At 73.9% G+C, this 25,703-nt stretch carries 22 protein-coding genes and 4 riboswitches; of the genes, 4 read left to right on the top strand and 18 right to left on the bottom strand.

From position 1 onward, the window contains the following. Nucleotides 1–3: 3 nt before the first annotated feature. Both prpB and GHR20_RS04590 read right to left on the bottom strand, forming a co-directional pair. Nucleotides 4–909 (bottom strand): methylisocitrate lyase, encoded by a 906-nt coding sequence (prpB, locus tag GHR20_RS04585; RefSeq protein WP_153812324.1) that lies wholly within the window; start codon nt 907–909, stop codon nt 4–6. After that, on the bottom strand, nt 909–2,414 hold the full coding sequence (locus GHR20_RS04590; protein ID WP_153812325.1) for an MmgE/PrpD family protein: 1,506 nt from the start codon (nt 2,412–2,414) through the stop codon (nt 909–911). The genes prpB and GHR20_RS04590 overlap by 1 nt, the downstream gene beginning before the upstream one ends. A 180-nt stretch (nt 2,415–2,594) precedes the next feature. Here GHR20_RS04590 and GHR20_RS04595 point away from each other — a divergent pair, with 180 nt between their 5' ends. Together GHR20_RS04595 and GHR20_RS04600 are read left to right on the top strand one after the other, a co-directional pair. Beyond that, entirely contained in the window at nt 2,595–4,046 is a 1,452-nt protein-coding gene (locus tag GHR20_RS04595) for a short-chain fatty acyl-CoA regulator family protein (RefSeq protein ID WP_153812326.1), read from the top strand. Between the two features lie 22 nt (nt 4,047–4,068). After that, nucleotides 4,069–4,644, top strand: a complete 576-nt coding sequence (locus GHR20_RS04600; RefSeq protein WP_153812327.1) for a histidine phosphatase family protein — start codon at nt 4,069–4,071, stop codon at nt 4,642–4,644. Nucleotides 4,645–4,766: 122 nt separating this feature from the next. Here the strand turns inward: GHR20_RS04600 and GHR20_RS04605 are convergent, their stop codons facing one another. From GHR20_RS04605 to GHR20_RS04660, 12 genes are all read right to left on the bottom strand, one after another. Next, nucleotides 4,767–5,639, bottom strand: coding sequence for a CbtA family protein (locus GHR20_RS04605; protein ID WP_148025583.1), 873 nt, complete (start codon nt 5,637–5,639; stop codon nt 4,767–4,769). A 25-nt stretch (nt 5,640–5,664) separates the two neighbouring features. After that, entirely contained in the window at nt 5,665–5,880 is a 216-nt protein-coding gene (locus GHR20_RS04610; RefSeq protein ID WP_153812328.1) for a CbtB-domain containing protein, read from the bottom strand. A 239-nt stretch (nt 5,881–6,119) separates the two neighbouring features. Beyond that, a complete protein-coding gene (locus GHR20_RS04615) occupies nt 6,120–6,899 on the bottom strand; it encodes an enoyl-CoA hydratase (protein WP_111584264.1) in 780 nt (259 codons plus the stop codon). Beyond that, nucleotides 6,896–7,810, bottom strand: coding sequence for a 3-hydroxyisobutyrate dehydrogenase (gene mmsB, locus GHR20_RS04620; protein ID WP_258399481.1), 915 nt, complete (start codon nt 7,808–7,810; stop codon nt 6,896–6,898). The genes GHR20_RS04615 and mmsB overlap by 4 nt, the downstream gene beginning before the upstream one ends. Next, nucleotides 7,807–8,886 (bottom strand): enoyl-CoA hydratase/isomerase family protein, encoded by a 1,080-nt coding sequence (locus GHR20_RS04625; RefSeq protein ID WP_153812329.1) that lies wholly within the window; start codon nt 8,884–8,886, stop codon nt 7,807–7,809. Before GHR20_RS04625 ends, mmsB begins: the two co-directional genes overlap by 4 nt. After that, nucleotides 8,883–10,031 (bottom strand): acyl-CoA dehydrogenase family protein, encoded by a 1,149-nt coding sequence (locus GHR20_RS04630; protein WP_153812330.1) that lies wholly within the window; start codon nt 10,029–10,031, stop codon nt 8,883–8,885. The genes GHR20_RS04625 and GHR20_RS04630 overlap by 4 nt, the downstream gene beginning before the upstream one ends. Before the next feature lie 7 nt (nt 10,032–10,038). Beyond that, nucleotides 10,039–11,562 carry a CoA-acylating methylmalonate-semialdehyde dehydrogenase gene (locus tag GHR20_RS04635; protein WP_153812331.1) on the bottom strand — a complete coding sequence of 508 codons (1,524 nt, stop codon included), beginning with the start codon at nt 11,560–11,562 and terminating at the stop codon, nt 10,039–10,041. Between the two features lie 228 nt (nt 11,563–11,790). Next, nucleotides 11,791–11,972: riboswitch (cobalamin riboswitch) on the bottom strand. Nucleotides 11,973–12,041: 69 nt separating this feature from the next. Further along, on the bottom strand, nt 12,042–12,824 hold the full coding sequence (locus tag GHR20_RS04640) for an ECF transporter S component (RefSeq protein WP_243878295.1): 783 nt from the start codon (nt 12,822–12,824) through the stop codon (nt 12,042–12,044). Between the two features lie 59 nt (nt 12,825–12,883). Next, entirely contained in the window at nt 12,884–14,524 is a 1,641-nt protein-coding gene (locus GHR20_RS04645; RefSeq protein WP_153812333.1) for an ABC transporter ATP-binding protein, read from the bottom strand. Then, complete coding sequence (locus GHR20_RS04650; RefSeq protein ID WP_111584258.1) at nt 14,521–15,681, bottom strand: energy-coupling factor transporter transmembrane component T; 1,161 nt, start codon at nt 15,679–15,681, stop codon at nt 14,521–14,523. The genes GHR20_RS04645 and GHR20_RS04650 overlap by 4 nt, the downstream gene beginning before the upstream one ends. Beyond that, the gene (locus tag GHR20_RS04655) at nt 15,678–16,583 is read right to left on the bottom strand and encodes a hypothetical protein (RefSeq protein ID WP_153812334.1); all 906 of its coding nucleotides are present in this window, start codon (nt 16,581–16,583) and stop codon (nt 15,678–15,680) included. The genes GHR20_RS04650 and GHR20_RS04655 overlap by 4 nt, the downstream gene beginning before the upstream one ends. After that, nucleotides 16,580–19,267, bottom strand: a complete 2,688-nt coding sequence (locus GHR20_RS04660; protein WP_153815834.1) for a prenyltransferase/squalene oxidase repeat-containing protein — start codon at nt 19,265–19,267, stop codon at nt 16,580–16,582. Before GHR20_RS04660 ends, GHR20_RS04655 begins: the two co-directional genes overlap by 4 nt. A 206-nt stretch (nt 19,268–19,473) precedes the next feature. Continuing rightward, nucleotides 19,474–19,604: riboswitch (cobalamin riboswitch) on the bottom strand. 63 nt (nt 19,605–19,667) lie between these two features. Beyond that, nucleotides 19,668–19,797: riboswitch (cobalamin riboswitch) on the top strand. A gap of 102 nt (nt 19,798–19,899) precedes the next feature. Here GHR20_RS04660 and GHR20_RS04665 point away from each other — a divergent pair. Then, entirely contained in the window at nt 19,900–21,312 is a 1,413-nt protein-coding gene (locus GHR20_RS04665) for a hypothetical protein (RefSeq protein ID WP_153812335.1), read from the top strand. 577 nt (nt 21,313–21,889) lie between these two features. Beyond that, a complete protein-coding gene (locus tag GHR20_RS04670) occupies nt 21,890–22,810 on the top strand; it encodes a cobalamin-binding protein (protein ID WP_153812336.1) in 921 nt (306 codons plus the stop codon). Nucleotides 22,811–22,823: 13 nt separating this feature from the next. On the opposite strand, the gene GHR20_RS04675 is transcribed toward GHR20_RS04670, so the two are convergent. The 4 genes from GHR20_RS04675 to GHR20_RS04690 form a co-directional block, all read right to left on the bottom strand. Beyond that, on the bottom strand, nt 22,824–23,312 hold the full coding sequence (locus GHR20_RS04675) for a DUF4430 domain-containing protein (protein WP_243877932.1): 489 nt from the start codon (nt 23,310–23,312) through the stop codon (nt 22,824–22,826). Nucleotides 23,313–23,473: 161 nt separating this feature from the next. Continuing rightward, nucleotides 23,474–23,614, bottom strand: a riboswitch (cobalamin riboswitch). Between the two features lie 50 nt (nt 23,615–23,664). Then, entirely contained in the window at nt 23,665–23,988 is a 324-nt protein-coding gene (locus tag GHR20_RS04680; protein WP_343335993.1) for a hypothetical protein, read from the bottom strand. Between the two features lie 72 nt (nt 23,989–24,060). Beyond that, the gene (locus GHR20_RS04685; protein ID WP_148025593.1) at nt 24,061–24,894 is read right to left on the bottom strand and encodes a sterol desaturase family protein; all 834 of its coding nucleotides are present in this window, start codon (nt 24,892–24,894) and stop codon (nt 24,061–24,063) included. After that, nucleotides 24,891–25,613: a GntR family transcriptional regulator gene (locus tag GHR20_RS04690; protein ID WP_148025594.1), complete on the bottom strand. Its 723-nt coding sequence runs from the start codon at nt 25,611–25,613 to the stop codon at nt 24,891–24,893. The genes GHR20_RS04685 and GHR20_RS04690 overlap by 4 nt, the downstream gene beginning before the upstream one ends. Nucleotides 25,614–25,703 lie beyond the last annotated feature (90 nt).

The following is a 25,703-nucleotide window of genomic DNA, read 5'->3' on the forward strand; positions in this document are numbered from 1 at the left end:
GGGTCAGGCGCCGGGCGGGAGGGTGAAGTCGTGCACGGCCGAGTCGAAGGCCGAGTAGTCGGCGTAGCCGAGGAGTTCGTAGAGGCGGGAGCGGGTCTGCATGCGGGGCAGCAGGCTCTCCTGGGTGCCTTCGGCGGCCAGGGTGCGCAGTCCGTCCTCGACGGCGCCCATGGCGAGGCGCAGCAGGGTGACGGGGTAGAGCGCGATGTCGTACCCGAGGTTCTCCAGGGTGCGCGCGTCCAACAGGCGGGACTTGCCGAACTCGGTCATGTTGGCGAGCAGCGGCACGTCGACCGCCGCACGGAATGCCTCGAACTCCCGCTCGTCGGCGAGGGCTTCGGGGAAGATCGCGTCGGCGCCCGCGTCGGCGTACGCCTTGGCCCGGTCGATCGCCGCGTCCAGCCCCTCGACGGCGCGGGCATCGGTGCGGGCCATGAGGAGGAAGTCCGGGTCGCGGCGGGCGTCCACGGCCGCCCGGAGCCGCCGGGTCATCTCCTCGCGCGCGACGACCGACTTGCCGTCGAGGTGGCCGCAGCGCTTGGGGTTGACCTGGTCCTCCAGGTGCAGTCCGGCCAGGCCCGCGTCCTCCATCAGCTGGACCGTGCGGGCGGCGTTCATCGGCTCGCCGAAGCCGGTGTCGGCGTCGATCAGGACGGGCAGGTCGGTCGCCCTGGTGGTCTGCTGGGCGCGGGCGGCGATCTCGGTGGACGTGGTCAGGCCGATGTCGGGCAGGCCCAGGTCGGCGGCGAGCACGGCACCGGAGAGGTAGGCGGCCTCGAAGCCGGTGTCCTGGATCAGCCGGGCGGACAGCGGGTTGAGGGCGCCCGGAATCATCAACAGCCGGTCCTGGGAGAGCCGTTGGCGCAGGGCGCGGCGGCGTTCGGCGGGGGTGGTGCGGGTGTGCAGCATCAGAACAGGCCCTTCGGCAGGCGCGCGTCGTACTCCGCGACGGCCCGGGTGTCGACGGCGGGGAAGAGGCCGTCCAGGTCGGGGGCGGACAGCTCGGCCAGGTGTGCGGCGGCGGTGAGGAAGCGGTCCTGGGCGGCGGGGGCGACGGTGTTCTCGGCGAGGGTGCGGAACTTGGCCGTGTAGGCGGCCCGGTCGAAGGGGCGGGCGCCGGCCGGGTGGGCGTCGGCGACGGCCAGTTCGTCCTCGATCACCGTGCCGTCGTCCAGGGTGATCACGGCCCGCCCGCCGAACGCCCGGTGCGCGGGGTCGGGGTCGTGGTAGCGGCGGGTCCACTCCGGGTCCTCGACGGTGGTGATCCTCCGCCACAGCTCCACGGTCTCCGGGCGCCGCGCCCGGTCGGGGGCGTAGGAGCGCTCGTGGTGCCAGGCGCCGTCCTCCAGGGCGACCGCGAGGATGTACGGCACCGAGTGGTCGAGGGTCTCGCGGCTGGCCGCCGGGTCGTACTTCTGCGGGTCGTTCGCGCCGGAGCCGATGACGTGGTGGGTGTGGTGGCTGGTGTGCAGGACCACCGAGCGCACCTTGTCCAGCGGGGTCTTCTCGCGCAGCCGCCGGGCCAGGTCGATGACCGCCTGCGCCTGGTACTCGGCGGAGTGCTCCTTGGTGTAGGTGTCGAGGATCGCGCGGCGCGGCTCGCCCGGCTCGGGCAGCCACACGGTGTAGTCGGACTCCGGGCCGTTCAGCATCCGGGCCAGGAAGCCGTCCTCGCCCTCGTAGACCGGCGACGGCGAGCTCTCGCCGCGCATCGCCCGGTCGACGGCCTCGATGGCGGCCTTCCCCGCGAAGGCGGGGGCGTACGCCTTCCAGCTGGAGATCTCGCCCTTGCGGGACTGGCGGGTCGAGGTGGTGGTGTGCACGGTCTGCTGGACGGCCTGGTACACCGTCTCGGTGGGCAGCCGCAGCAGGGCGCCCAGGCCGCAGGCGGTGGCCGCGCCGAGGTGGGCGACATGGTCGATGCGGTGCTCGTGCAGGCAGATGCCCTTGACCAGGGCGACATGGATCTCGTAGGCGGCGACGACGGCGCGCAGCAGGTCGGCGCCGGTGCGGCCGGTGTGCTGGGCGACGGCGAGCAGCGGCGGGATGTTGTCGCCGGGGTGGGAGTAGTCGGCCGCCAAGTAGGTGTCGTGGTAGTCGAGTTCGCGTACCGCCGTGCCGTTGGCCCAGGCCGCCCACTCGGGGGAGACCCGGTGCGGGGCGCCGAAGACACAGGCACCGCGCTGGGGTACGCGGTGGGCGGCGGCCTGGGCGCGGGCGACGGCGACCGGGCGGCGCAGCAGGGAGGCGACCGCGACCGAGGCGTTGTCGATCACCCGGTTGACGGCCATGGCCGAGCTGTCCGGGGCCGGTTCCTCGGTGCCGGTGGCCACGGCGGCGAGCTTCCAGGCCAGCTGCTCCTCGCGGGGCAGGCGGTCGGCGCTGGGGTGGACACGGACGTGATGCTCGATCACGGGACTCCTCGCGGTGTCGGGGCCTTCGGCGGACATGACCGAGCCTGCCCCGTCGCGGGCCCGGCGGCCACCACCCCACCCTGCGGATTCCGTACAGCGCGGAACTGCGAATCTGTGAAATCTGCGAATCCTGCGAATGCTATGTTCGCAGGAGAGGCACCCAGAACCGGGAGGTGTGCGATGGCCCGGCGGACGGCCGGACGGAAGATCTACGCCCACGCCAGGCTGCGCCGGCTGCGCCGCGAGCACGGGATGAACCAGGTCGACATGGCCCGCGCGCTCGGCATCTCCACCAGCTACGCCAACCAGCTCGAACAGAGCCAGCGCCCGCTGACGGCGCCCGTGCTGCTGCGGATCGCCGAGGTCTTCGGCGTCGACACCGAGTTCTTCTCGGAGGCCGAGGGGGACCGGCTCACCACCGAGCTGCGCTCCGCGCTCGCCGACGAGGCGTGCGGGGTGCCGCTGCCGCCCGAGGAGGAGCTCGCCGAGGCCGCCCGCGCCCATCCCGAGGTGGCGCGCGCCCTGGTCGCCCTGCACCGCCGCTACCGGGACACCGCCGAACAGGCCGCCGCGCTGGCCACCCCGGGTGCGGGCGGCGGCGCCCGGCTGCCGCCCGGTGAGCCGCACGACGAGGTGCGGGACTTCTTCTACGCCCACCACAACCACTTCGAGCCGCTGGACACCGAGGCCGAGCGGATCGCTGAGGAGCTGGCGCTGCGCCCGGGCCGGGCCGCCGAACCGCTGGTGGCGCGGCTCGCCGAGCGGCACGGGGTGCGCGTGGTGCAGGCGGGCCCGGGCCGCCTCGCCGACGCCCGCCGCTACGACCCCGAGTCCGGGCTGCTGTTCCTCTCCCCCTGGCTCAACGACGGCCGCCGCGCCTTCCAGCTCGCCACCCAGCTCGCCCTGCTGGAGCACGACGCGCTGCTCGGCCGACTCGCCGAATCCGCGACCGAGCTGACGTCGACCGAGTCCACCGCGCTGGCCCGCATCGGCCTCGCGAACTACTTCGCGGGCGCCCTGCTGATGCCGTACACCGCCTTCCACGCGGCGGCCGAGGAGGTGCGCTACGACATCGAGCTGCTGTCCGCCCGCTTCGGCGTCGGCTTCGAGACGGTCTGCCACCGGCTGAGCACCCTCCAGCGCACCGGGTGGCGGGGCGTGCCTTTCTCCTTCCTGCGGGTGGACCGGGCCGGCAACATCTCCAAGCGGCAGTCGGCGACCGACTTCCACTTCTCCCGGCTCGGTGGTACCTGCCCGCTGTGGACGGTGTACGAGGCGTTCTCGGCACCCGGCCGGATACTCACCCAGGTCGCCGAGATGCCGGACGGCAAGCGGTACTTCTGGGTGGCGCGCACCATCACGCGGGGCGGCTTCGGCCATCACGCCCCGCGCGCCGAGTTCGCCGTCGCCCTCGGCTGCGAACTGCGCCACGCGCACCGGCTCGTGTACGCCGAGGGCATCGCCCTGGACGACCCCCGGGCCGCGACCCCGATCGGCCTGGGCTGCCGGATCTGCGAGCGCCGCGACTGCGCCCAGCGGGCCCGGCCGCCGGCCGGCGGGCGCCTCGCCATCGATCCGGACCGGCGCACCTACGTGCCGTACCCGGTGGAGACCCGTACCCGTACCCCATGACGACCCCGCAGGAGTGCCCCGCGTGACCAGCCGTGTCCTTCTCGTCTCCCCCGCCATGACCCCCGCGCTGCGCCGGGCCCGCTTCTACGACGGCGACTCGATCGAGGACCCCGGCGCGGCGCGGGCCCGCGCGGCGGCCGGGTCGCTGCCCGCGCCGGCCCGGGTCGCGGTGTCCCCGAGTACGCGCTGCCGGGAGACCGCGCGGGCCCTGGGCCTGGACGGCGGGGTGGAGGCGCCCGCGCTGCGGGGCGTGGACGTGGGCCGCTGGCGCGGTCGCACCCTCGACGAGGTGACGGCAGCCGAGCCCGAGGCCCTCGGCCCCTGGCTCACCGACCCCGCGTGGGCGGGCCACGGCGGGGAGTCGGTGCACGCGGTGTGCGCGCGGGTCGGGGCGTGGCTGGACGGCGCGGCACAGGGCCGTACGGTGGCCGTGGTCGAGCCGGAGATCGTACGGGCCGCGGTCGTCCAGGCGCTGGGGCTGCCCGCGGGCGCGTTCTGGCGGCTGGACGTGGTGCCGTTGACGGCGACGGAGCTCAGCGGGCGGGCCGGGCGGTGGAATCTCCGGGTCGGGGGGCCGTTGGCCGCGCCGGAGGAGTGATCCGCGCAACGGCGCGAGGGCCGCACCCTGTTGGGGGTGCGGCCCTCGGTACGTCATGGGCGCCGGTCGGCGCCGGTGCGATCACGCCGGTCGCGTGGGGGTGATCGCACCCTTCGCGTGGCTCAGGCGGTGCCGACCGGTTCCGGCTGCCGGGGTGCCGGCTTCGCGGCGGCCCGCGCCGCCGGGTCGAGCAGCCGCTCGGCCATGGGGGCGAAGACGAGGCCCAGGGTCGCCCAGAGCAGCGCCTGGGCGGCGACGGAGTAGAAGCGGAAGGAGGCCAGGACGTCCGCCGGGAAGCCCGGGTAGACGATGGTCCCCTTCGAGTTGGTCAGGGGCAGCGGGGTCTCGGTGGCGTGGTGGCCGTACTCCCGTACGTTCGCGGAGAGTTCGCCGAGCGCGGGGAGCAGCGCCATCACGATGCCGATGGCCACCACGTAGGCGCCGACGGCGAGCAGCGTGGCGTTCCAGTTGCCGAAGCGCGGCTGGAGGCGCTTGCCGAGCCAGACGGCGGCGACGAGGAAGACCACCGAACAGACCACCATGGCCAGGTAGAGATTGCCCCGGTCCTTGATCGTCTCGGGGTGGCCGATGGCCGGCGGGTTGGCCGGGTACTTGATGAACGGCACCAGGTACATGCCGACGAAGCCGCCCAGCGCCACCAGCATCGCGAGGTTGCGGGGGCGCAGCTTGCCGACGCGGCCGAGGCAGATCGCGTAGGCGACGGCGAAGAGCGCGCCCATGGCTACGCCGAAGAGCACCATGCCCACACCGATGCCGACGTTGGCCTGGATCGTCCGGCTGAAGATGTCGGGGCCCTCGGCCTCGGCCGTGATGCCGGCTGCCTTGTCGAGGACGGCCTGCGCGGCGTCACGGCCGCTCTCGTAGTCGATCGCCTTGGCGATCTGGGGCTCGGCGAAGATCCGTGCGAAGACGAACGCGAGCAGCCCGGCGACCGCGCCGGCGATGACGCCGCGCAGTATGAGTCTCTTTTCCATGTTCAGATGTCCGTGCCGGCTCTCGTCAGTGGCAGGGGAAGCCCAGGAAGTGGCGGGCGTCGTGCACGAACTCGTGGACGTGCATGTCCTTGCCGAAGACGGAGTAGGCGCCCTGGTCGACCCCGATGAAGTAGTAGATCGCCAGCGCGAACAGCGCGGTGCCGACCAGCCAGAACACGGCCCTGGCGGCCGGGAGGACGACGGGGGTGGGGAGTGCGGCGGGCGCGGACAGACTGCTCATGAGTGAGCCTCCTTCAGGGGATCGTGCGTCCCTCAGCCAGTGGAGCGTCGCGATGGCCCGGTGTCTGACTTCGTGCCCGCCCTCGCGGAGGGGCACGTACACAGTGGCGCGACCGTGCTGGATTCCCACCAGCTTCCTCAGGCCATCACTAGAGCGGAGCGTACGGAAACGAGGATCGTCCGTCAATCAGACAGGTGGCCGAGGGGCGCCCCTGCGTGCGCGCGAGGGCGGGCCCCGGATCAGCGGTGCCGGAACTCCGGCGGCCGCTTGTCCGCGAAGGCGGCCATCCCCTCCTTCTGGTCGGCGGTGGCGAACACCGCGTGGAACAGCCGCCGTTCGAAGCGGACGCCCTCCGCGAGGGTGGTCTCGAAGGCCCGGTCCACCGCCTCCTTGGCCATCATCGCCACCGGCAGCGACATCCCGGCGACGGTCTCGGCGACGGCGAGGGCCTCGGCGAGCAGTTCGTCCGCCGGCACGATCCGGGAGACGAGCCCGGCGCGCTCGGCCTCGACGGCGTCCATGGTGCGCCCGGTCAGCACCAGTTCCATGGCCTTGGCCTTGCCGACGGCACGGGTCAGCCGCTGGGAGCCGCCGATTCCCGGGATCACCCCGAGTTTGATCTCGGGCTGCCCGAAGACGGCGGTGTCGGCGGCGAGCAGGATGTCGCAGAGCATGGCCAGCTCGCAGCCGCCGCCGAGGGCGTACCCGGCGACCGCGGCGACGGTCGGGGTCCGCAGCCGGCCGAGCCGGTCCCAGGCGGTGAACCAGTCGGCCAGGTACATGTCCATGTACCCCTGCGGGCTCATCTCCTTGATGTCGGCGCCCGCGGCGAACGCCTTCGCCGAGCCGGTGAGCACGACACAGCCGCACTCCGGGTCCCGGTCCAGCGCCTCGGTGGCGGCCACGACCTCGTTCATGACCTGGAGGTTCAGGGCGTTCAGGGCCTTGGGGCGGTCGAGGGTGAGCAGGGCGGTACGCCCCTTGCGCTCGACCCGGATCGTCTCGTACTCGCTGCTCACGCGCGCTCTCCGCTCTGTTCCCTGATGGTGCGTACGATGCCCGAGAAGTCCTCGGCCGTACCGGCTCGCTCGGCATAGTCGGCGTACAACTCGGCCGCTCTGAGGCCGAGTTCGGCGTGCACGCCGCCCGCCTCGACCGCGTTGGCGGCGAGTCTCAGGTCCTTGGCCATGAGCGCGGCGGCGAAGCCGGGCCGGTAGTCCCGGTTGGCGGGGCTCGCCGGAACCGGTCCCGGGACCGGGCAGTTGACGCTGAGCGCCCAGCACTGCCCGGACGCCGTGGACGCGACGTCGAACAGGGCCTGGTGGGACAGTCCGAGACGCTCGCCGAGAACGAACGCCTCGCTCACGGCGATCATGGAGACGCCGAGGATCATGTTGTTGCAGATCTTCGCCGCCTGTCCGGCGCCGGGGCCGCCGCAGTGCACGGCCTTGCCGCCCATGATGTCCAACAGGGGTCGGGCGTCCGCGAATTCGCTCTCCCCGCCGCCGGCCATGAAGGTCAGCGTGCCGGCCTCGGCGCCGACCACTCCGCCGGAGACGGGCGCGTCCAGCGCCCGCATCCCGGCGGTGGCGGCGCGTTCATGGGCGGTACGGGCGTCGGCGACGTCGATGGTGGAGCAGTCGAGGAAGAGGGTGCCGGGCCGGGCCGCCGGGAGCAGGGTGTCGTAGAGGTCCAGGACATGGCGCCCCGCGGGGAGCATGGTGATCACCGTGTCCGCGCCGGCCACCGCCTCGGCCGCGTTCCCGGCGGGCTCCACCCCGGCCCGCGCGGCGGCCGCCAGGGCCTCGGGCACCAGATCGTGGCCGAGGACCCGGTACCCGGCCCCGACCAGGTTGGCGGCCATGGGGCCGCCCATGTGCCCGAGCCCGATGAAGGCGACGGTACGGCGCGCCCGACCCTCGCCGCTCACCGCGCCGCCTCCGGCGCACCGCCGGGTCCCGCGAGCCCGAGTTCGCGGTCGCCGAGCGGGGCGAAGAAGTGCTCCACGTCGGCGTCCGTGACCTCGGCCAGGGTCGCCGGCGACCAGCGCGGGTTACGGTCCTTGTCGATGATCTGGGCGCGGACGCCCTCCACCAGGTCGGGGCTCTTCAGCCCGGCGCACGAGACGCGGTACTCCTGGTCGAGGACCTCCTCCAGGGAGCCGAGCCGCCGGGCGCGGCGGAGGGCGGCCAGGGTGACCTTGAGCGCGGTGGGCGACTTGGCGAGCAGGGTCTCGGCCGTCTCCTTCGCCTCCGTGCCGCCGTGCGCGCACAGCCTCTCGACGATCTCCTCGACGGAGTCGGCGGAGCAGCAGGCGTCGATCCAGCTCCGCTGCTCGGTCAACACCCCTTGCGGTGCGACCTGTTCGTGCCGTGCCAGAGCCTCGGGCACGGGCATCGTGGCGAGGTCGTCCAGCAGGGCGTCCAGCGCGGCGGACGGCACGTAGTGGTCGGCGAGCCCGCACAACAGGGCGTCACCGGCGCCGATCTGCGCGCCGGTCAGGGCGAGATGGGTGCCCAGCTCGCCGGGGGCGCGGGAGAGGAGGTAGGTGCCGCCGACGTCCGGGATGAAGCCGATCCCCGTCTCGGGCATGGCGATCCGCGAGCGCTCGGTGACGACGCGGACGCCGCCGTGCGCGGAGAGGCCGACCCCGCCGCCCATCACGATGCCGTCCATGAGGGCGACGTACGGCTTGGGGTAGCGGGCGGTACGGGCGTTGAGGTGGTACTCGTCCCGCCAGAACGCGGCGGAGGCGGTGCCGTCGCCGTCCCGGGCGTCGTCGTGGATGGCGCGGATGTCGCCGCCCGCGCACAGTCCGCGCTCCCCGGCGCCGCTGATGACGACGGCCTGGACGGCCGGATCGTGTGCCCAGCCGGTCAGCGCCGCGTCGACGCGGGTGACCATCTCATGGGTGAGGGCGTTGAGGGCCCGGGGCCGGTTGAGGATGATCCGGGCGGCCCGGCCGGCGGTGCGCAGGAGGACGGGTTCCTCGGCGTCGTTGCTCATCCGAGGGCCTCCGTCAGGCCGCGGGCCACGATGACGCGCATGATCTCGTTGGTTCCTTCCAGGATCTGGTGGACGCGAAGGTCGCGGACGATCTTCTCAATGCCGTACTCGGCGAGGTAGCCGTATCCGCCGTGCAGTTGCAGGGCGCGGTCGGCGACCGAGTACCCGGTGTCGGTGGCGAACCGCTTCGCCATGGCGCACAGGTACGGCGCCTGCGGGTCCCCGGCGTCCAGGGCGCGGGCCGCCTGCTGGACCAGGGCGCGGGCGGCGGTCAGCTCGGTCGCCATGTCGGCGAGGCGGAAGCGCAGGGCCTGGGCGTCGAGGAGGCGGGCGCCGAACGCCTCCCGGTCCGCGAGGTGGGCGAGGCTCCGGTCCAGGGCGCTGCGGGCGCCGCCGAGGGAGCAGGCGGCGATGCCGAGGCGGCCGCCGTTCAGGCCGTTCATCGCGATCCGGAAGCCGTCGCCCGGGCGGCCGAGGAGCCGGTCGGCGGGAATCCGGACGCCGTCCAGGACGACCTGGCGGGTGGGCTGGGCGTGCCAGCCCATCTTGCGTTCGTCCGGGCCGAAGGAGATCCCGGGGTCGTCCTTGTCGACCAGGAACGCGGAGATGCCGCGGGCGCCGGGTTCGCCGGTGCGGGCCATCACCACGTACACCTGGGCGGCGCCCGCGCCCGAGATGAACTGCTTGACGCCGGTGAGCACGTAGTGGTCGCCGTCGGGTACGGCACGGGTGGTGAGGGCGGCCGCGTCGGAGCCGGCGCCGGGTTCGGTCAGGCAGTAGCTCGACAGGTCGTCCATCGCGCACAGCCGGGGCAGCAGGCGCTCGCGCTGGGCGTCGTCGCCGTAGCAGTCGATCATCCAGGCGACCATGTTGTGGATGGACAGATAGCCGGCGATGGCGGGGCAGCCGGAGGCCAGGGTCTCGAAGACGAGCACGCCGTCGGCCCGGGTGAGGGCGGAGCCGCCGTGCTGCTCGCGGACGTAGACGCCGCCGAGGCCGAGCCCGGCGGCCTTGCGCAGGACGTCGACGGGGAAGTGCTTGTCCCGGTCCCAGTCCAGGGCGTGCGGGGCGAGGTGGTCCTGGGCGAAGTCGAGGGTGGCCTCGACGAGGGCCCGCTGGTCCTCGGTGAGCAGGGTGGTGGTCATACGGCGCTCAGCCCATCGTGGGGATCGTGAAGGAGGCGCCCTCGCGGCGGCCGGCGGGCCAGCGGGAGGTGACGGTCTTGGTGCGGGTGCAGAAGCGGATCGCGTCCGGTCCGTGCTGGCCGAGGTCGCCGAAGCCGGAGCGCTTCCAGCCGCCGAAGGTGTGGTGGGCGACGGGCACCGGGATGGGCACGTTCACGCCGACCATGCCGGTGTTCACCCGCCGGGTGAAGTCGCGGGCGGTGTCCCCGTCGCGGGTGAAGATCGCGACGCCGTTGCCGTAGCGGTGCTCGCTGGGCAGGCGCAGGGCCTCTTCGTAGCCGGCGGCGCGGACCACCGAGAGGACCGGGCCGAAGATCTCCTCCTGGTAGATCCGCATGTCCGGGGTGACCCGGTCGAAGAGGGAGGCGCCGGCGAAGAATCCCTTCTCGTGGCCGGGGAGGACGAAGTCCCTTCCGTCCACGACGAGTTCGGCGCCCTCCTGGACACCGAGGCCGACGTAGTCGCGGACCCGGCGCAGGGCCTCGGGGGCGACCAGCGGGCCGAAGTCGGCCGCGGGGTCGTCGCTGCGGCCGATGCGCAGCGCGGCGATGCGTTCGGTGAGCCGGGCGACGAGGGCGTCCGCGGTGGCCTCGCCGACCGGCACGGCGACCGAGATGGCCATGCAGCGCTCGCCGGCCGAGCCGTACCCGGCGCCGATCAGCGCGTCCACCGCCTGGTCCAGATCGGCGTCCGGCATCACGATCAGATGGTTCTTGGCGCCACCGAAGCACTGGGCGCGCTTGCCGTGGGCGGCGGCGGTGGCGTAGACGTGCGCGGCGATCGGGGTGGAGCCGACGAAGCCGAGGGCGGCGACGCGCGGGTCCTCCAGGAGGGTGTCGACAGCGTCCCGGGCGCCGTTGACGACGTTCAGCACGCCCGGCGGCAGGCCCGCCTCCAGGAAGAGTTCGGCGAGCCGCAGCGGCACCGACGGGTTGCGCTCGGAGGGCTTGAGGACGAAGGCGTTGCCGCAGGCCAGCGCGGGTGCGGCCTGCCAGAGCGGGATCATGGCGGGGAAGTTGAACGGTGTGATGCCCGCGATGACGCCGAGGGGCGCGCGCAGGGAGTGCACATCGATGCCGGTGCCCGCGTTGTCGCTGAACTCGCCCTTGAGCAGATGCGGGATGCCGACGGCGAACTCCACGACGTCCAGGCCGCGCTGGAGGTCGCCGTGGGCGTCGGCGACGGTCTTGCCGTGCTCGGCCGACAGCAGCCGGGCCAGCGCGTCCTTCTCCTGCTCGGCGAGCTGGAGGAAGCGCAGCAGGACGCGGGCGCGGCGCTGCGGGTTGAACTCGGCCCAGGCGCGCTGCGCCTCGGCGGCGGAGGCGATCGCGGCCTCGGTCTCGGCCCGGCCGGCGAGCGGCACCAGGGCCTGGACCTCACCGGTGTTGGGGTCGTACACCTCGCCGTGCGCCCCGGAGGTGCCCGGGACGCGCTTGCCGTCGACGAAGTGGGTCAACTCGCGTACGGCGGAGGGTGTCTGGGGACGGATCATGGCTGCCTGCTCTCGTCAGGGGGGTGATCCGGGATGGTGCGCGGCAGCGGCACACGGCCGGGTGCGCGGGGGCGCGTGCGGGCGTGCCGGGGCGGCGCGAAAGACGCGGTGGCGGGCCGGGCCTCAGACCGGTACGGCGGGATTGCCGCGCGGGAGGGGCCCGCGTCGGCTCGCGCCGGGATCATGGGTGCGCAGGGGTGCCATGCGTGTCGGCTCCATCCTCGTGGACAACACGGAACATCCCGCGGCCGGTATCCTGACTCCCGGATCAGCGCGCGCCGTCCGCCTTCCCGACATCCTGCTCGTCAGTGGCGTATGGGGCGACGGCGTACTCCCCGGTCACAGTGGCGGGACCGTGCCGGATTCACACCGGCTTCCCTGCACCGCGGGCCTTCTCCCCCGAATATATAGTTGGACGTCCTAGTAAATCCAGTGTCCCCGTGCATCCGGTGCGTCCGCACGGGATTCGGTACGCCTCTTCAGGCCACGCCGTCCGCGCTCTCCGCGGGCCGCTCACGGGGTCCGGCGAAGCGGACCGGAGCCCGGAAGCGGGCGCGGCGGGCGGCGCGCCGGAAGGTGGCCAGCACCGCCGGACCGGCCAGCAGCACGCACACGAAGTTGGTGACGGCCCGGCCGGTGTCCCAGCCCAGCGAGGTGGCGAGGTCGAAGGCGACGTAGCGGTGCCACTGCTCGGTGAAGGGCAGGCCCGGCAGATAGGCGATCGAACTGTTCGGGTCCAGGGAGAACGGCCAGAAGGAGAGGTTGAGCAGGAAGCCGAAGAGGTAGCCGGACAGCGAGCCGTAGCCGGCGAGCATGAGCACCTCGCGCCGGCCGCTCGCCCGGGGCAGGAATCCGGCGAGCATGCCGACGAACGCGCAGCCGAACATCTGGTACGGCATCCAGGGCCCCACTCCCCCGGTGATCAGCGCGGAGGCGAACAGCGAGGTGCAGCCGAGGACGAAGCCGAAGCCAGGTCCGTACACCCGCCCGGCGAGCACCAGGACGAAGAAGACCGTCTCGATGCCCGCCGTACCGGCCCCGAGGGGGCGCAGGGCCGCGTCGACGGCGGAGAGCACGCCGAGCATGGCGAGTGCCTTGGAGTCGATGCCGCCCTCGGCGATCTCCGAGAGCACCACGCACAGCACGAGCACCAGCAGCACGGCGAAGATCAGCGGGGGCGCGTAGGAGGAGCCGAACGTCCCGGGCGCGACCACGAACGGCCAGAAGAACGCGACGAGTCCGAGGAGGGCGGCGAGTGCCATGACCACCCCGGCCCGTCCGGTCAGCCGGATGGCGGGCGCTCCGGCCCCCGCGCGTCCTCTCACGACCGCGCCCCTTCCGGGTCCGCGAGTTCCCGCTCGACCTGATGCACCGTCAGGAAGGTGAGAGGGGCGAGGATCTTCGCCGTCTGCGGGGCGAAGGTCGGCGAGGAGACGATGACTTCGGCGGTGGGGCCGTCGGCCACGACGTCCCCCTCGGCCATGACGACGACCCGGTCGGCGGCGCGGGCGGCGAACTCGACGTCATGGGTGGAGATGACGACCGCGCGGCCCTCGGCCGCCAGGGCGTCCACGATGCCGGTCAGCGCCGCCTTGGCCCGGTAGTCCAGGCCCCGGGTCGGCTCGTCCAGGAGCACGACCGCCGGTGCGGCGGCCAGTTGGACGGCCAGGACGAGAGCGAGCTTCTGCCCCTCCGACAGGTCGCGGGGATGTGTGGCGTCCTCGATGCCGGGCGCGAGCCGGTCCAGCAGCCCGCGCGCCGTCACCCCGGCCGTCGACTCGGCGTCCGCCTGGGCGAGTTCCTGCCCGACGCTCTCCAGGTAGAGCAGGTCGGCGGGCGTCTGCGGGACCAGTCCGACGAGCCCGCGGGCCTCGGCGGCCGACACCGCGTGCGGGTCCCGCGCGCCGTGTTCGCCGCTCACCCGGACGGTGCCGGCGCGGCGGGGTCCGGAGCCCTGGAGGGCCCACAGCAGGGAGGACTTGCCGGAGCCGTTGCGGCCCATCAGCGCGACGACCTCGCCCGCGTGCAGATCGAGGTCCACGGCGCGTACGGCGGCGACGTCCCGGTAGGCGACCGTGACGCCCCGCGCGGTCAGCAGCCGGTTGGCGTCGCCGTCCGGGGCCTGGGGCCGTACCGGGGCCGGGGTCCGTCCGGCCAGCCGGGCGCGCAGCGGGGCGGCGGCGCGGCGGGCGTCGCGGATGGACAGCGGCAGCGGGGACCAGCCCGCGGCCCGGCCCAGCTCCACGATCGGGGGCGCGATCGTGGCCGTACGCAGGATCTCGGCGGGCGGGCCGATGCGGGCGCGGCCGTCGCCGGGCAGGTGGATGACGCGGTCCGCGTACTGCACGACCCGCTCCAGACGGTGTTCGGCCATGAGGACGGTCACGCCGAGGTCGTGCACGAGCCGGGTGACGGCGGCGAGGACCTCCTCGGCCGCCGTCGGGTCCAGGGCGGAGGTGGGTTCGTCCAGGACCAGCACGCGGGGGTGGGCGGTGAGCACGGAGCCGATGGCGACGCGCTGCTGCTGTCCGCCGGAGAGCGTGTGCAGCGCGCGGTGGCGCAGGTCGGCGAGGCCGAGCAGGTCGAGAGTCTCCTCGACCCGCTTGCGCATGGTCGCGGGCGGGATCGCCAGCTGCTCCATGGCGTAGGCGAGTTCCTCCTCGACGGTGTCGGTCACGAAGCCGTCGATGGGGTCCTGGCCCACCACGCCGACGACATCGGCGAGTTCGCGCGGCGGATGGTGGGCGGTGTCGCGGCCGTCGACGGTGACCCGTCCGTACAGGGTGCCGCCGGTGAAGTGCGGGACCAGCCCGTTCACGGCGCCGAGCAGGGTCGACTTGCCGACGCCCGTGTGGCCGGTGACGAGGCAGAGTTCGCCCTCGTCCACCGTGAGGGCGACGTCCCGCAGGGCGGGCTCGGGCATGTCGTCGTACTGGACGGTGACCTGGTCGAAGGTGATCACGGTGCGGTGGCTCTCGGGACGGGGCCGGGCGGCGGGGCGAGGAACCCGGCGGTGCCGGCGAGCAGGACGGCGGCGGTCGGCACCAGCGGCAGACCGGGCCAGGTGAGCGGATAGTAGGTGGGGTTGAGCTGGGCGGGGTCGTAGCCGAGGTCGCTGAAGAGCAGCACGGCCGAGAGCACTCCGCTGCCCGCGACGCACCACTCCGGCAGGCGCCAGGGGTCGGGCCGGTAGGCGGTGCGGGTGACGCGCCGGCCGCCGAGCCGCAGGCCCGCCACGCACAGGGCTGCCCCGCAGGTCATCGCGGGCAGCCCGAGGAGGGTGGGCGCGGTGGCGTCGAGGAGTCCGTACGCGCCCGCGCACAGGCCGCACATGCCGAGCAGCATCAGCGCGCCGGTGATCCGGCGGGAGCGGCGGGTGGCGCTGCCCGCCCGGCCGTAGCCGCGGCAGTCCATGGCGGCGGCCAGCCGCAGGGAACGCTCCAGGGCGTCCTCCAGGACCGGGACCGCGATGGAGCGCAGCGCCTTGACGCCCTTGGCCCGGCCGGCCCGCAACCGCCGCGCGCGGGCGACGCGTTGGACGCTCTGCACCAGCTGGGGCGCCACGCTGATCGCCACGGTGACGGCCACGCCCAGCTCGTACAGGGCGCCCGGCAGGACGCGCAGGGCGCGCTTGGGGTTGGCGAGGGTGTTGGCGGCGCCGACGCAGGCCAGCATGCAGGCGAGGCGCAGCCCGTCGGTGGCGGAGGACAGCAGGGCCTCCAGGGAGACCGGGCCGCCGATCCGGATGCCCGCGTACCAGTCGGGGGTGGGCAGGTGCGGCAGGGAGAAGAGGAAGTGGTCGTGCGGGGTGATGCCGGTGGCGAACACGGCCCGGAAGACGACGCGGATCGCGACCACCGACAGGGCGAGGTACAGGTAGTAGGCGAAGCCCCGGGCCCAGGGCGCCTCGGTGCGCCGGGCGGTGACGACGTAGCCGAGGACGGCGAGCACCAGGAACAGCAGCAGCGGGTTGTCCGTGCGGCTGACCGCGGTGGCCAGCGCGAGCGCCCACACCCACCAGGCCAAGGGGTGCAGGGTGCGGGGCAGGCGCCGGCCGCCGCGGTCCGGTGCCGCCTCGGCGGCGGGTGCCTCGACGGCCGTACGGGACACGGCGGTCACTCGGAGCGGCGGCGCCGGTGGGCCGCGTAGGCCGCGCCGCCGATCAGGACGACCAGGCAGGCACCCGCGGCCACCGGGACGATCGAGCCGGAGTCGTGCCGGGCCTCGGCGGCGGGGGCGGCGTCGACCACCCGGGTGCCGGTGCTCGGGGACGGAGCGGGGGCCGCGGACGCCGGGCCGCTCGTGGTGGCGCTGGGCGACGGCGTCGGGCTCGCGCTCTTGCCGGGCTCCGGCGTCGGCTTCGCGGACGCCGGGGCGGAGGGGGCGGGCTGCTTCTCCGGGGCCGGACCGGTGTTCACACCGGGTGGCAGTTGCGGTGCCTTGCGGGTGGAGGCCGGCTTGCCCGCGTCACCCTGCGGTGCGGTGTTGCGGGCGCGCAGCTGGCCGGGGGTGACCTTCGGGCGGCCCTCGGTGCCCTGGATGTTCGTGCCGCCGAACTCCCACAGGTCGACGCTGCCCGGCTTGGGCCGGTAGAGCATCGCGCCGAGCCGGCTGTACGTCCAGTCGGTGGCCCCGGGATCGGCGTGCCAGTACGACCAGTACGCGGAGGCGGGCGGGGTGAGCACGCAGTCGTCCTGGGCGGGGGTCGGGTACTGGCGGCCGTGCTGGTAACCGCTGTAACCGATGCGGCAGATGAAGGCGGGGCCGTCGTGCCCGGTGCCGGTGGTGCTCCAGCCGCCCTGGTTGAGCAGCTCGTACCCGGTGGTCGGGGTGGTGCCGCAGGAGCGCAGGATCGGGCCGCCCCAGTGGCTGAGGTCGACGGCGAGCACGACGCCCGAGGTGGTGGTGCAGCGCCCCATCGGCTGGGGCGCGGCGGCGGCCGGAGTACCGGCCTGGACGACGGCCGCGGCGCCGAGACCGAGGGCGGCCAGGACCCGTATCAGGCGGGCCGCCGCGCTCATCGTCCGCTCCCGGTGCCGGTGCGGCGGCGGGCGACGGCCACGGTGCGCCAGCCGGCGAGCATCAGCAGCACGGCGATCGCGGCGAGGGCCCCCGCCTGGACGCCGGTGGCGGCGAGGATGCCGCCACCGCCGCTCGTACCGGCCCCGCCGTCGCCCGCGCCGCCGGAGTCGCCGGTGCCGCCGGTGTCTCCCGTGGTGACGATGTCCGGGGCGCTGCCGCTGAGGCTCGGGGTGGGCTGCGGGGAGGTGCCGGTCAGGCTGCGCTTGAGCGTGCCGAAGGAGATGCCGGTGGCGCCGCCGACGGCCTGGGTGGAGGCGCGCAGGTCGGAACGGCGGTCACCGCCCTTGGCCACCGCGAACCCGCCGTCGCCGTTCTGCTGCGAGGCGAGGAACGTGCGGGCCTTGGCGATCTGCCGGGCGTACTTCGGCGCGTCCAGCGACAGGCCCTGTACGGCGAGAGCCGCGGAGTTGACGGAGTCTCCCGCGGTGCCGGGGAAGCCGCCGTCGGCCAGTTGCCGGGAGGCGAGCCAGGTCAGCGCCTTGGCCACGGCCTTGTCCGCCGTGGCGCCGCCGGCCAGGTCGAGGGCCATGGCGGCGATGGCGGTGGAGTCCACGTCGGAGTCCTTGGTGGACGGGATCAGGCTGGGCCAGGCGCCGCTGCTCTCCTGAAGGCTCTCCAGGTAGGCGATCGGCCGCTGGGCCGAGGTGGTGTCGCCCGCGCGCACCTGGGCCATGACGGCGAGGGACTGGGCGAAGACGGAGGGCGCGTAGGTGTAGGCGCCCTTCGCCGCGCAGGCGCGGTCGCCACCGGTGCCGGCCTTGGCGCAGACGGCCTTGTCGAGGGCGGCGATCAGGTCGTGTCCGGCGAAGTGCCGGGGGTCGCGGCCCACGGCCTCGGCGAGCAGGGCGGTCTTGCCGAGGGAGCCGGCCGCCGCGTAGGAGGTGCCGACATTCGTCCAGTCGTCCACCGTGCGGCCCGCGCCGTCCTTGCCTCGGTGGTCGAGGAAGTCGACGATGCCGCGCAGCCTGGCGTTGTCCAGGCCGGTGGCGGCGAGCGCGTAGGCGCCGTCGATGGTGAGGCCGAAGTCGGCGCGCCCCGAGGTGGTGCCGTCGCCGTAGTACTGGCCCTGCCTGAGGTTGGCCGCCGTGGTGAGGTAGGCGACGCCCTTCTTCAGGTCGGGGCCCGCGCCCGGGGCGGGGGCGGGGGTGGTCGGGGTGCCGCTCGGCGAGGTCGGCGGCGGGGTGGGTCCGGTGGCCTTGGTGGTGAGGGTGACCAGGCTGGTGCCGCTGCCGGCGAGGACGGCGGGCGAGGTCGCGTAGACGGCCGGGTCGGTGGCGCCCTCCTCGAAGCCGAAGCCGCCGCTCTTCAGCTGCTGCCGGGACAGCCAGCCGACGGCCGCGGTGGCGCGGGTGGTGTCGCCGAGGGCGGCCAGTGCCTGGGCGGCGTACGCGGTGGCGTTGACGGAGCCGGTGGTCGAGCCGGTGTAGCCGGGGAGGGCGCCGTCGGCGCGCTGGGCGCCGCCGAGGTAGGCGCGGGCGGCGCTCACCGCGTCCTCGTGGCCGCCCGCCCGGTGCAGCACCAGGGCGACGAGCCCGGTGGTGGCGGGGTCGGGGTCGCAGTACTCGCCGGACCGGATGAGGATGCTGGTGAAACTGCCGTCCTTGCACTGGAGTCGGGTGAGGCGGTCGACCGCGGCGGCCGGGGGTGTCACGCCGGCCCGCAGCAGGGCGAGGACCGCGAGGGCCTGGCCCTCGGTGTAGGAGGAGGCGCGGAAGTCGCCCTTGGCGGTGCAGCCGGGGGTGGCCTCGCCGGACTCCGGGCCCGCCGCGCACACGTTGGCGGTGAGGGCGGCGAGCAGGTCGTGGCCGCCGAAGGCGCGCGGGTCGCGGCCGGTGATCTCGGCGAGGAGGGCGAGCCGGGCCACGGCGGTGGCGTCGGGCGCCTGGCCGGTGCCGTCCGGGTAGGCGAAGTCCGCGGTGTGGGCGGCGAGATAGCCGGTGACCTTGTCGAGCGCGGCGCTCTTGCCGTTCGCGGCGGCGAGCGCGAACGCGGTGTCGGCGGTCAGCGAGTAGTCGGGGGTGGTGGCACCGTCGTCCACGACCCTTTCACCGTCGGTGAGTCGGCCGGTCAGCCAGGTGGCGGCGGCCTTCGTGTCGAGCTTGCCGGGGGCACCGGTGGGGCCGCCCGGGCCGGGCCCGGAGGGGTCGCCGCCGCGTACGTCGTCGGGGGTGAACGTGGGTTTGCCGGTGGAGCCCTGGACATCGGTGCCGCCGTAGACCCAGGCGTCGACGTCGCCGTCCTTGAGCTTGCGGTCCATGGCGCCGTACGGGCTGTAGGTCCAGTCCTTCTGACCCGGGGCGGCGATCCAGTACGACCAGTACGCCGTGGCGGGCGGGGTCAGGACGCAGGACTCCTTGTCCGATGTCGGGTACTGCGTACCGGAGTCGAAGGCGCCGTACCCGATGCGGCAGATGAAGGCGGGGCCGTCGTGCTGGGTGCCGGCGGTGCTGAAGCCGGCGTCGTGCAGCAGGTCGTAGCCGGTGGTGGGGGTGAGGTCGCAGCCGTGTTCCACCGGGCCGCCGAAGGGCCCGAAGTCCACGGCGACCAGGGCGCCCCTGGTCGCGGTGCAGCCGCCGGTGCCGTCCGCCGTCGCGGGCGTGACCGTGATCGTGAGGAAGGTCATGCAGGCCGCGAGCAGTACACACAGGGCCGTCGCCTGTGCCGCCACGCGGGGCGGAATCGCCCTCGCCCGCTCGTCTCTTCGCTGCCCGGTCCCCACCACGGCCCCCTCTGTCGGCCGGCGCGGGCACGGGCGTGGCAGAGGGGCCCCCGGAGCACGGAAGGAGCCCGGAAGCCGTTCGCACCACGCCGCAGTCCACGACGGCGTCTGTTGCAGGTCACGCTCCAGGCAGTCCGGCTCGCCCGGGACGGTGCCGGGCCTACGGTTGCGGGTCAGCGCCGGAATTCGACCGGCTTCCCCTGGAACTCATTGCGTATCAGCCGGATTTGAGCACGCTTCACAGGAAGCGTCAAGAGCGGCCCGTGACGCGGCGCACGGACCGGGGACGGTCGCTGGCGGGCGGGTTGGCCGTCGGGTACCGTCTCGGTCTGCCGAATGGGGGAACCCGGTGGGAGTCCGGGGCTGACGCGCAGCGGTATGGGACGGCGGGGCCGTCCCGAGCCCGAATGCCCAGGCGGTGTAGCACTTTTGGAAGCCGGTCCACGCGTTCCGGACGGCGGCCTGCACCCGCTGCCCCCGGATCGATGGGCCATGGCACCGAGTGGGGTCGGCGTCCTCCATCCAAGGAGCAGGCCATGATCCGTCCGCTGTCCCTCCGCCGTCCCGCGCTCGTCGCGGCCGCCGCGCTCGGCGCGTTCACCCTCGGCACGCTGCCCGCAGCGGCCACGTCCTCCCCGGCGCAGATCACCACCTCGAAGACGAACGGCGTCGCTTACCTCAAGTCCCTCCAGGCGGCCGATGGTTCGTACGCCGGTTCCGGACTGTCCAACGAGTGGGCGTTCAGCGCGCTCGCCGCGGCCGGCACCGCCGCGGTGGACGTCACGCCCGGGGGCGACACCAGCAAGAACGCGAGATCCGTCTACCGGAATCTGCTCTCCACCACCGCCTGGCCGTCCTCCTCCCCCGTCGTCACCGACTACGAGCGCGCCGTGCTGAACGCGTACGCCGCGGGCATCGATCCGGCCCGGGTGTCCGCCTCGCGGGATCTGATCGCCGACATCTACGGCTACTGGCAGACCTCGGAGACCGGTTACTTCGGCCCGTCGGCCAACTTCAACGGCACCGTCTTCGCCGCGCTCGCCCTGAACGGCGCGAAGACGCAGTCCGGGCAGGCGCGGATACCGGGGGCGCTGCGTGACTCCGTCGTCGCCCGCATCCGGGCCAACCAGCACAACGACGGCGGCTGGAACTACGGCAAGGCGGAGGGGAATCCGAGCCAGCTCGCCGCCACCAGCGACATCGACATGACCGGCGCCGCGATGGCCGCGCTGTGCACGTCCGGGGTGCCCGGCACCGACAGCGGGATCGTCCGCGCCAAGGCGTTCCTGAAGAGCAAGCTGGTGGCGAACAGCGGTGCCTTCAACGCGATGTTCGGCGTGAACACCGACTCCAACGGCTGGGCGGTGTCCGGGCTGAACGCGTGCGGCATCAACCCGCAGACCGGTGACTTCCTCACCTCGGCCGGGAAGACCCCGGTGGACTTCCTGATCGCGCAGCAGTTCAATCCCGGCGGCGGCTTCAGGTACCAGCCGGGTGACGCCTCGCCGACGGCGTACTCCTCGATCGACGCCCTGCGCGCGGTGGCCGGCGGCGGCTTCACCGCGGCGCCGCCCGCGCCCACGACGCCGGGTGCCCCGCAGTGGGTGGGCCAGGGCTCGTTCACCTCCGGTACGGCGACGAAGCTGGCGCTCAGCGTGGACGACGGGGCGGGCGGCCTGAAGGTGTGCTCCGTCGCGCTCACGCCGACCGGCACCACGACCACGCTGGGCGCGGTCCTCGACGCCGCCAAGAGCACGGCGACCCCGTCCGGCTGCGTCACGGACATCACCCCGGCCTCCGGCTCCGGCACCGTCACCACCCTCAACGGCAAGGCGAACAGCGGCTCCAACACCTGGAAGGCCAGCATCGACGGCTCGGCCTTCGCCACCGCCACCCGCGACACGACCATCGGCGTGGGCGACACGATCGCGGTGCGCTGGGGGGCATGACAGGAGGTGCTTGAGGGGCGGGGCTCTGGGGGCGCGGGGCGGCTCGGCCGGGGGCGCTCGCCGCGGTGAGGGGCGGGCACTCGGAAGGGGGCACGCTGCGGGTCGTCAGGCGCGGGGCGCTCGCTGTGGGGGCCCGGCGCCAGGAGGCTCGCCGCCGGAGACGGGGGCTCGGCGGGGGGCTCGCCGCGGAAGGTCGGCGCGAGGGAGCCCGGTGCGGGGGCCTGGCGCCGGCCGGCGCCTCGGTTCGGCACGCGCCTCGGACCACTCGCCCCATACTCCGATGTCCTCGGCACACGGCGGCACTCGGCACCCGGCAGGCGGCAGGCGGCAGGCGGCAGGCGGCAGGCGGCAGGCGGCAGGCGGCAGGCGGCAGGCGGCAGGCGGCAGGCGAGGATCAGCGCGGCAGGCCCGGCTCGCCATGCCCGGCGACGGGACGGCGATCCCCGCTCGGCATATGAGGCGCGGCATGCCCACCCTGCACCGGAGGTACGGCGCGTCGCGGCCCCGTCCCCGGTGTCCGGGCCGCCGGTGCCCGCTCGGCACGGCCTCAGGTGGGCCCCCGGCATAGGCTCAGCGCATGCGGATCGTCTCCCTTCTCCCCGCCGCCACCGACATCGTCGCCGCGCTCGGTCTCTCCGCGAGCCTGGTCGGTCGTACGCACGAGTGCGACTGGCCGCCCCGGGAGGTGGCGGGGGTGCCGGTGGTGACCGGGGCGGAGCTGGACCAGGACGCGCTGAGCAGCCGGGAGATCTCCGATGCCGTCGGCGGGTCGGCGCACTCGGGGTCGTCGTTGTACACGCTGGACACCGAGGCTCTGGCGGCGCTGCGGCCCGATGTGGTGCTCACCCAGGACCTGTGCGCCGTGTGCGCGGTGTCGTACGAGCGGGTGAGCGGTGCCGTACGGCTGCTCGACGCGGACACCCGGGTGCTCAGCCTGGAACCGCATACCCTGGACGACGTACTGGACTGCCTGGTCACCGTCGGCGAACTGCTGGGCGTGCGCGAGCGCGCGCTGCGCCGCCGGGCCGAACTCCAAGCCCGGCTGGACCGGTTGCGCGGCTCGGTCGCCGGGCGCGACCGGCCCCGCGTGGCGGCGATCGAATGGCTCGACCCGCTGTGGCCGGCCGGACACTGGGTGCCGGAGCAGATCAGCGCCGCCGGGGGCGAACCGCTCCTCGCCGCGCCCGGCGAGCACACCGAGCCGGTGCCCTGGTCGGCGGTGCGCGCCGCACGGCCGGACGTCCTGCTCGTCCTGCCATGCGGCTTCCCTCCCGAACGCACCCTGCGCGAGGCCGAGTTGCTCACCGCACTGCCGGGCTGGGCGGAGCTGCCCGCCGTACGGTCCGGCCGGGTCTGGGTGCTGGACGGGCCGTCGTACTACAACCGGCCGGGCCCGCGGGTGGTGCGCGGGGCGGAGGTGCTGGCCCATGTCCTGCACGGGGTGCGGGCCGGGGAGCCGGTCGCACCGACCGAGGCGCGCCCGTTCCCCGGCCGGTGAGGAACGGGCCGGATCAGAAAGCGGTCCAGGTGAACGCCACGGTGTCCCCGGCGTTCAGCTTGAACTGGCAGCCGCCCACCGGGGTGGGCGTGCCGTTGACGGAGATGTTCCAGTAGGCGGAGGCGCCGCCGCTGACGTTCTTGACGGTGTCGACGGAGTAGTCGTCGAACGACGCGTACCAGGTGCCGTCCCAGGTGAAGTGCCGCCGGTGAGCGGCGTCGTCGAGGGCCGCGGTGGGCGTCGGCACGGCGGTGGGGTTCGCGCCGCCGTTGGTGCCGTCGCAGTGGTGCGTGCCGCCGGTCGCGGTGGTGACGTCGTGGCCCCGGGTTCTGATCTTCCCCTTGAAGAGGAGCCCGTCCGGCCCCTGGACGGTGAGCGTGACTGCGACCGGGGCGTTCGTGCCCGGTGTGCTCTGGGCGTGGGCGGTGGCCGGCACGGCGACGAGGGCCGTGCCGAGGGCGGTCGCGGTGATCAGGGTGCGGCGTGCGAGGGTGGCGGGCAAGAGCTGAGCCTTCCTGGGCGGGCGGCCCGCGGCCTCGGCGCCGGGCGAGCGGGGCGCACCGGCGCGGCGCCGCTCACCCCCGCTCGCGCGGGCCGGTGGTCGGGCCGGGCCCGGTGCTCCGGGCATGGCTCTCGGCTTCGCGCTGCGGACCATGACAGTGGGAAGCGGTACCAGCACGTGCCGGGTAGCCCGACTCGCGGCCCACGGCCGCACACGGTTGCAGGTCAGCGCCGGATTCCCACCGGCTTCCCCCGGTCACGCACGTATGCGGTTGTTGTGCGAACGGTGTTCATTCTAGGGGCAGTTGGTGAAGACGGGCCAGAACTCGGGCCGAGTTCCCGGTCCGTGATCCTCAGGGTTTCGCGACCTGACCGGGCGGTGTGAAGGCGTACAGCCCGAGGATCTCCGGCAGCGGTGCCACGCCCGGCCCGCCGGCCCGTACCCAGGTGATGACGTCCTCGGTCGCCTCCGGGTCGTTGACGAGCCCCAGCCAGACCGGGCGGCCGCCGGCGGCCCGGCCGGCGGTGGAGGGCTGGACGACGATGACGTTGGCCTGGTCGCACACGTCGAGGCAGTCGGAGATCCGCGCGGGCACCTCCGCCTTCAGCCGGGCGGTCTGCGCCGCGTGGTCGACGCCGGTCACCTTCGGGGTGCCGCAGCAGCAGTCACGGCACACGACGACACGGCACGGGACCGATCCGGCCACTTCTTACCCCCGGACTTCCGGCTCGACTTGACGATCATCATCTCATCGGCCGACACGGGGTGACCATCCCGGCGGCCCGAACACGTATCCGACCCGGTCCCGCCACCGCACCGCCGCCCGGACGTCGCGCCAGGCCGCCGCGTACTCGTGGAAGGCCACCCGGACCAGGTTGTGCGTGCCGATGTTCTTCGTCAGCCCGTACACCACCCGCTCCCCCTCCGGCTCGAACGTGCGGAACAGCCGGTCCCAGACGATGAGGATGCCGCCGTAATTGCGATCCAGGTACACCTGGTTGGAGCCGTGGTGGACCCGGTGGTGCGAGGGCGTGTTGAAGAACCACTCCACCGGGCGCCACAGCCGGTCCACCCGCTCGGTGTGCAGGAAGAACTGGTAGACGAGGCTGACGGCCTGCTCGACCAGGATCATCCACGGCGGCACGCCGAGCAGCGCCAGCGGCAGCCAGAAGGGCAGGCCGGTCATCGGCGTCCAGGTCTGGCGCAGCGCGGTGGACAGGTTGTAGCGCAGGCTGGAGTGGTGCACCACATGGCTCGCCCACAGCACCCGCACCCGGTGATGGGCCCGGTGGTAGGCGTAGTAGGCCAGGTCGTCGCCGAAGAACAGCAGCAGCCAGGTCCAGCCGGAGGACGGCGACAGATGCCAGGGGACGGCGGTGTACGCGGCGGCGTAGACGACGATCGTCGCGACCTTCCACGGCACCGCGATGACCTGGCTGCCCGCGCCCATGGACATGCTGGTGACGGTGTCGCGCAGCTCGTAGCCGCGCTCGTCGTCGTCCGGCAGGAAGCGGTACGACAGCGCCTCCACGACGACCAGCAGCACGAACGCCGGGATCGCGTAGATCACGGTGGGGATCATCGGCCGGCCCCCCTGCGGGTGCGCGGCGCGGCGGGCACGCTGCGGGTCAGCAGCTCGCGGGCCAGCCGCTCGGCCGCGCCGGCCTCGCGGGCCTGGATGTGACCGGCGAGGCGCCGGTGGGCCTCCACGTCCAGGATCTCGCCCGCGCCGAGGTCGGCGGGCACGTCGGCGACCGGGATCAGGCCGTCGACCAGACTGTTGAAGGCCAGCAGGTAGGCGATGTTCCCGGAGCCCTCCACGATCAGCCGCCACCAGGCGATGTAGGTCCCGTCCAGCTCCGTCAGATCGGGCCCGGCCTGCGCGTGCGCCTCGACGGCCGCGGCGATCTCGGCGGCGGCCCGCGCGGAGCAGCGCAGCGCGCACAGCCGGGCGGCGTCCGCGCCGACGCAGGCCCGCATCTCCAGGGCGTCGCGGGCGATGTCCTGCACGCTCGGGCCGCTGTCGGCGGCGGCGATGCCCACGGCGAGTTCCAGACCGGCGGTGCGCCGCCAGTCCAGCACCTGGGTGCGGCCGCCATGGCTGACCTCGACCAGCCGGGCCTGCTGGAGACGCTTGACGGCCTCCCGTACGGCGTGCCGGTTCACCCCGAACTCGGCCGCCAGTTCCCGCTCGGCGGTGAGCGCGCCGCCCGCCGGCAGCGCCCCGCCGAGAATCCTGTCGCGCAACAGGGCGAAGAGCTGGTCCGAGACCGCCTCGCGCCGTATGTGTCCCTCGGTCATGGCGATCAGGGTGGACGCGGTTCGTACAGTGGTCAACTGGTTGGACCAGTTTTTCTTCCCGGACCCGGGAGGATGTCGGCGTTCGTCCGG

Origin of the sequence: Streptomyces sp. SUK 48 (genome assembly GCF_009650765.1) — a bacterium.
Lineage (GTDB): Bacteria > Actinomycetota > Actinomycetes > Streptomycetales > Streptomycetaceae > Streptomyces.

Bases quoted from the DNA above. Each gene is read 5' to 3' on its own strand.
- GHR20_RS04640 (WP_243878295.1), bottom strand. From the start codon at position 12,824: ATGGCACTCGCCGCCCTCCTCGGACTCGTCGCGTTCTTCTGGCCGTTC.
- GHR20_RS04605 (WP_148025583.1), bottom strand. From the start codon at position 5,639: ATGGAAAAGAGACTCATACTGCGCGGCGTCATCGCCGGCGCGGTCGCC.
- prpB (WP_153812324.1), bottom strand. From the start codon at position 909: ATGCTGCACACCCGCACCACCCCCGCCGAACGCCGCCGCGCCCTGCGC.
- GHR20_RS04685 (WP_148025593.1), bottom strand. From the start codon at position 24,894: ATGATCCCCACCGTGATCTACGCGATCCCGGCGTTCGTGCTGCTGGTC.
- GHR20_RS04610 (WP_153812328.1), bottom strand. From the start codon at position 5,880: ATGAGCAGTCTGTCCGCGCCCGCCGCACTCCCCACCCCCGTCGTCCTC.
- GHR20_RS04625 (WP_153812329.1), bottom strand. From the start codon at position 8,886: ATGAGCAACGACGCCGAGGAACCCGTCCTCCTGCGCACCGCCGGCCGG.
- GHR20_RS04595 (WP_153812326.1), top strand. From the start codon at position 2,595: ATGGCCCGGCGGACGGCCGGACGGAAGATCTACGCCCACGCCAGGCTG.
- GHR20_RS04630 (WP_153812330.1), bottom strand. From the start codon at position 10,031: ATGACCACCACCCTGCTCACCGAGGACCAGCGGGCCCTCGTCGAGGCC.
- GHR20_RS04655 (WP_153812334.1), bottom strand. From the start codon at position 16,583: ATGAGCGCGGCGGCCCGCCTGATACGGGTCCTGGCCGCCCTCGGTCTC.
- GHR20_RS04670 (WP_153812336.1), top strand. From the start codon at position 21,890: ATGCGGATCGTCTCCCTTCTCCCCGCCGCCACCGACATCGTCGCCGCG.
- GHR20_RS04660 (WP_153815834.1), bottom strand. From the start codon at position 19,267: ATGACCTTCCTCACGATCACGGTCACGCCCGCGACGGCGGACGGCACC.
- GHR20_RS04690 (WP_148025594.1), bottom strand. From the start codon at position 25,613: ATGACCGAGGGACACATACGGCGCGAGGCGGTCTCGGACCAGCTCTTC.
- GHR20_RS04665 (WP_153812335.1), top strand. From the start codon at position 19,900: ATGATCCGTCCGCTGTCCCTCCGCCGTCCCGCGCTCGTCGCGGCCGCC.
- GHR20_RS04635 (WP_153812331.1), bottom strand. From the start codon at position 11,562: ATGATCCGTCCCCAGACACCCTCCGCCGTACGCGAGTTGACCCACTTC.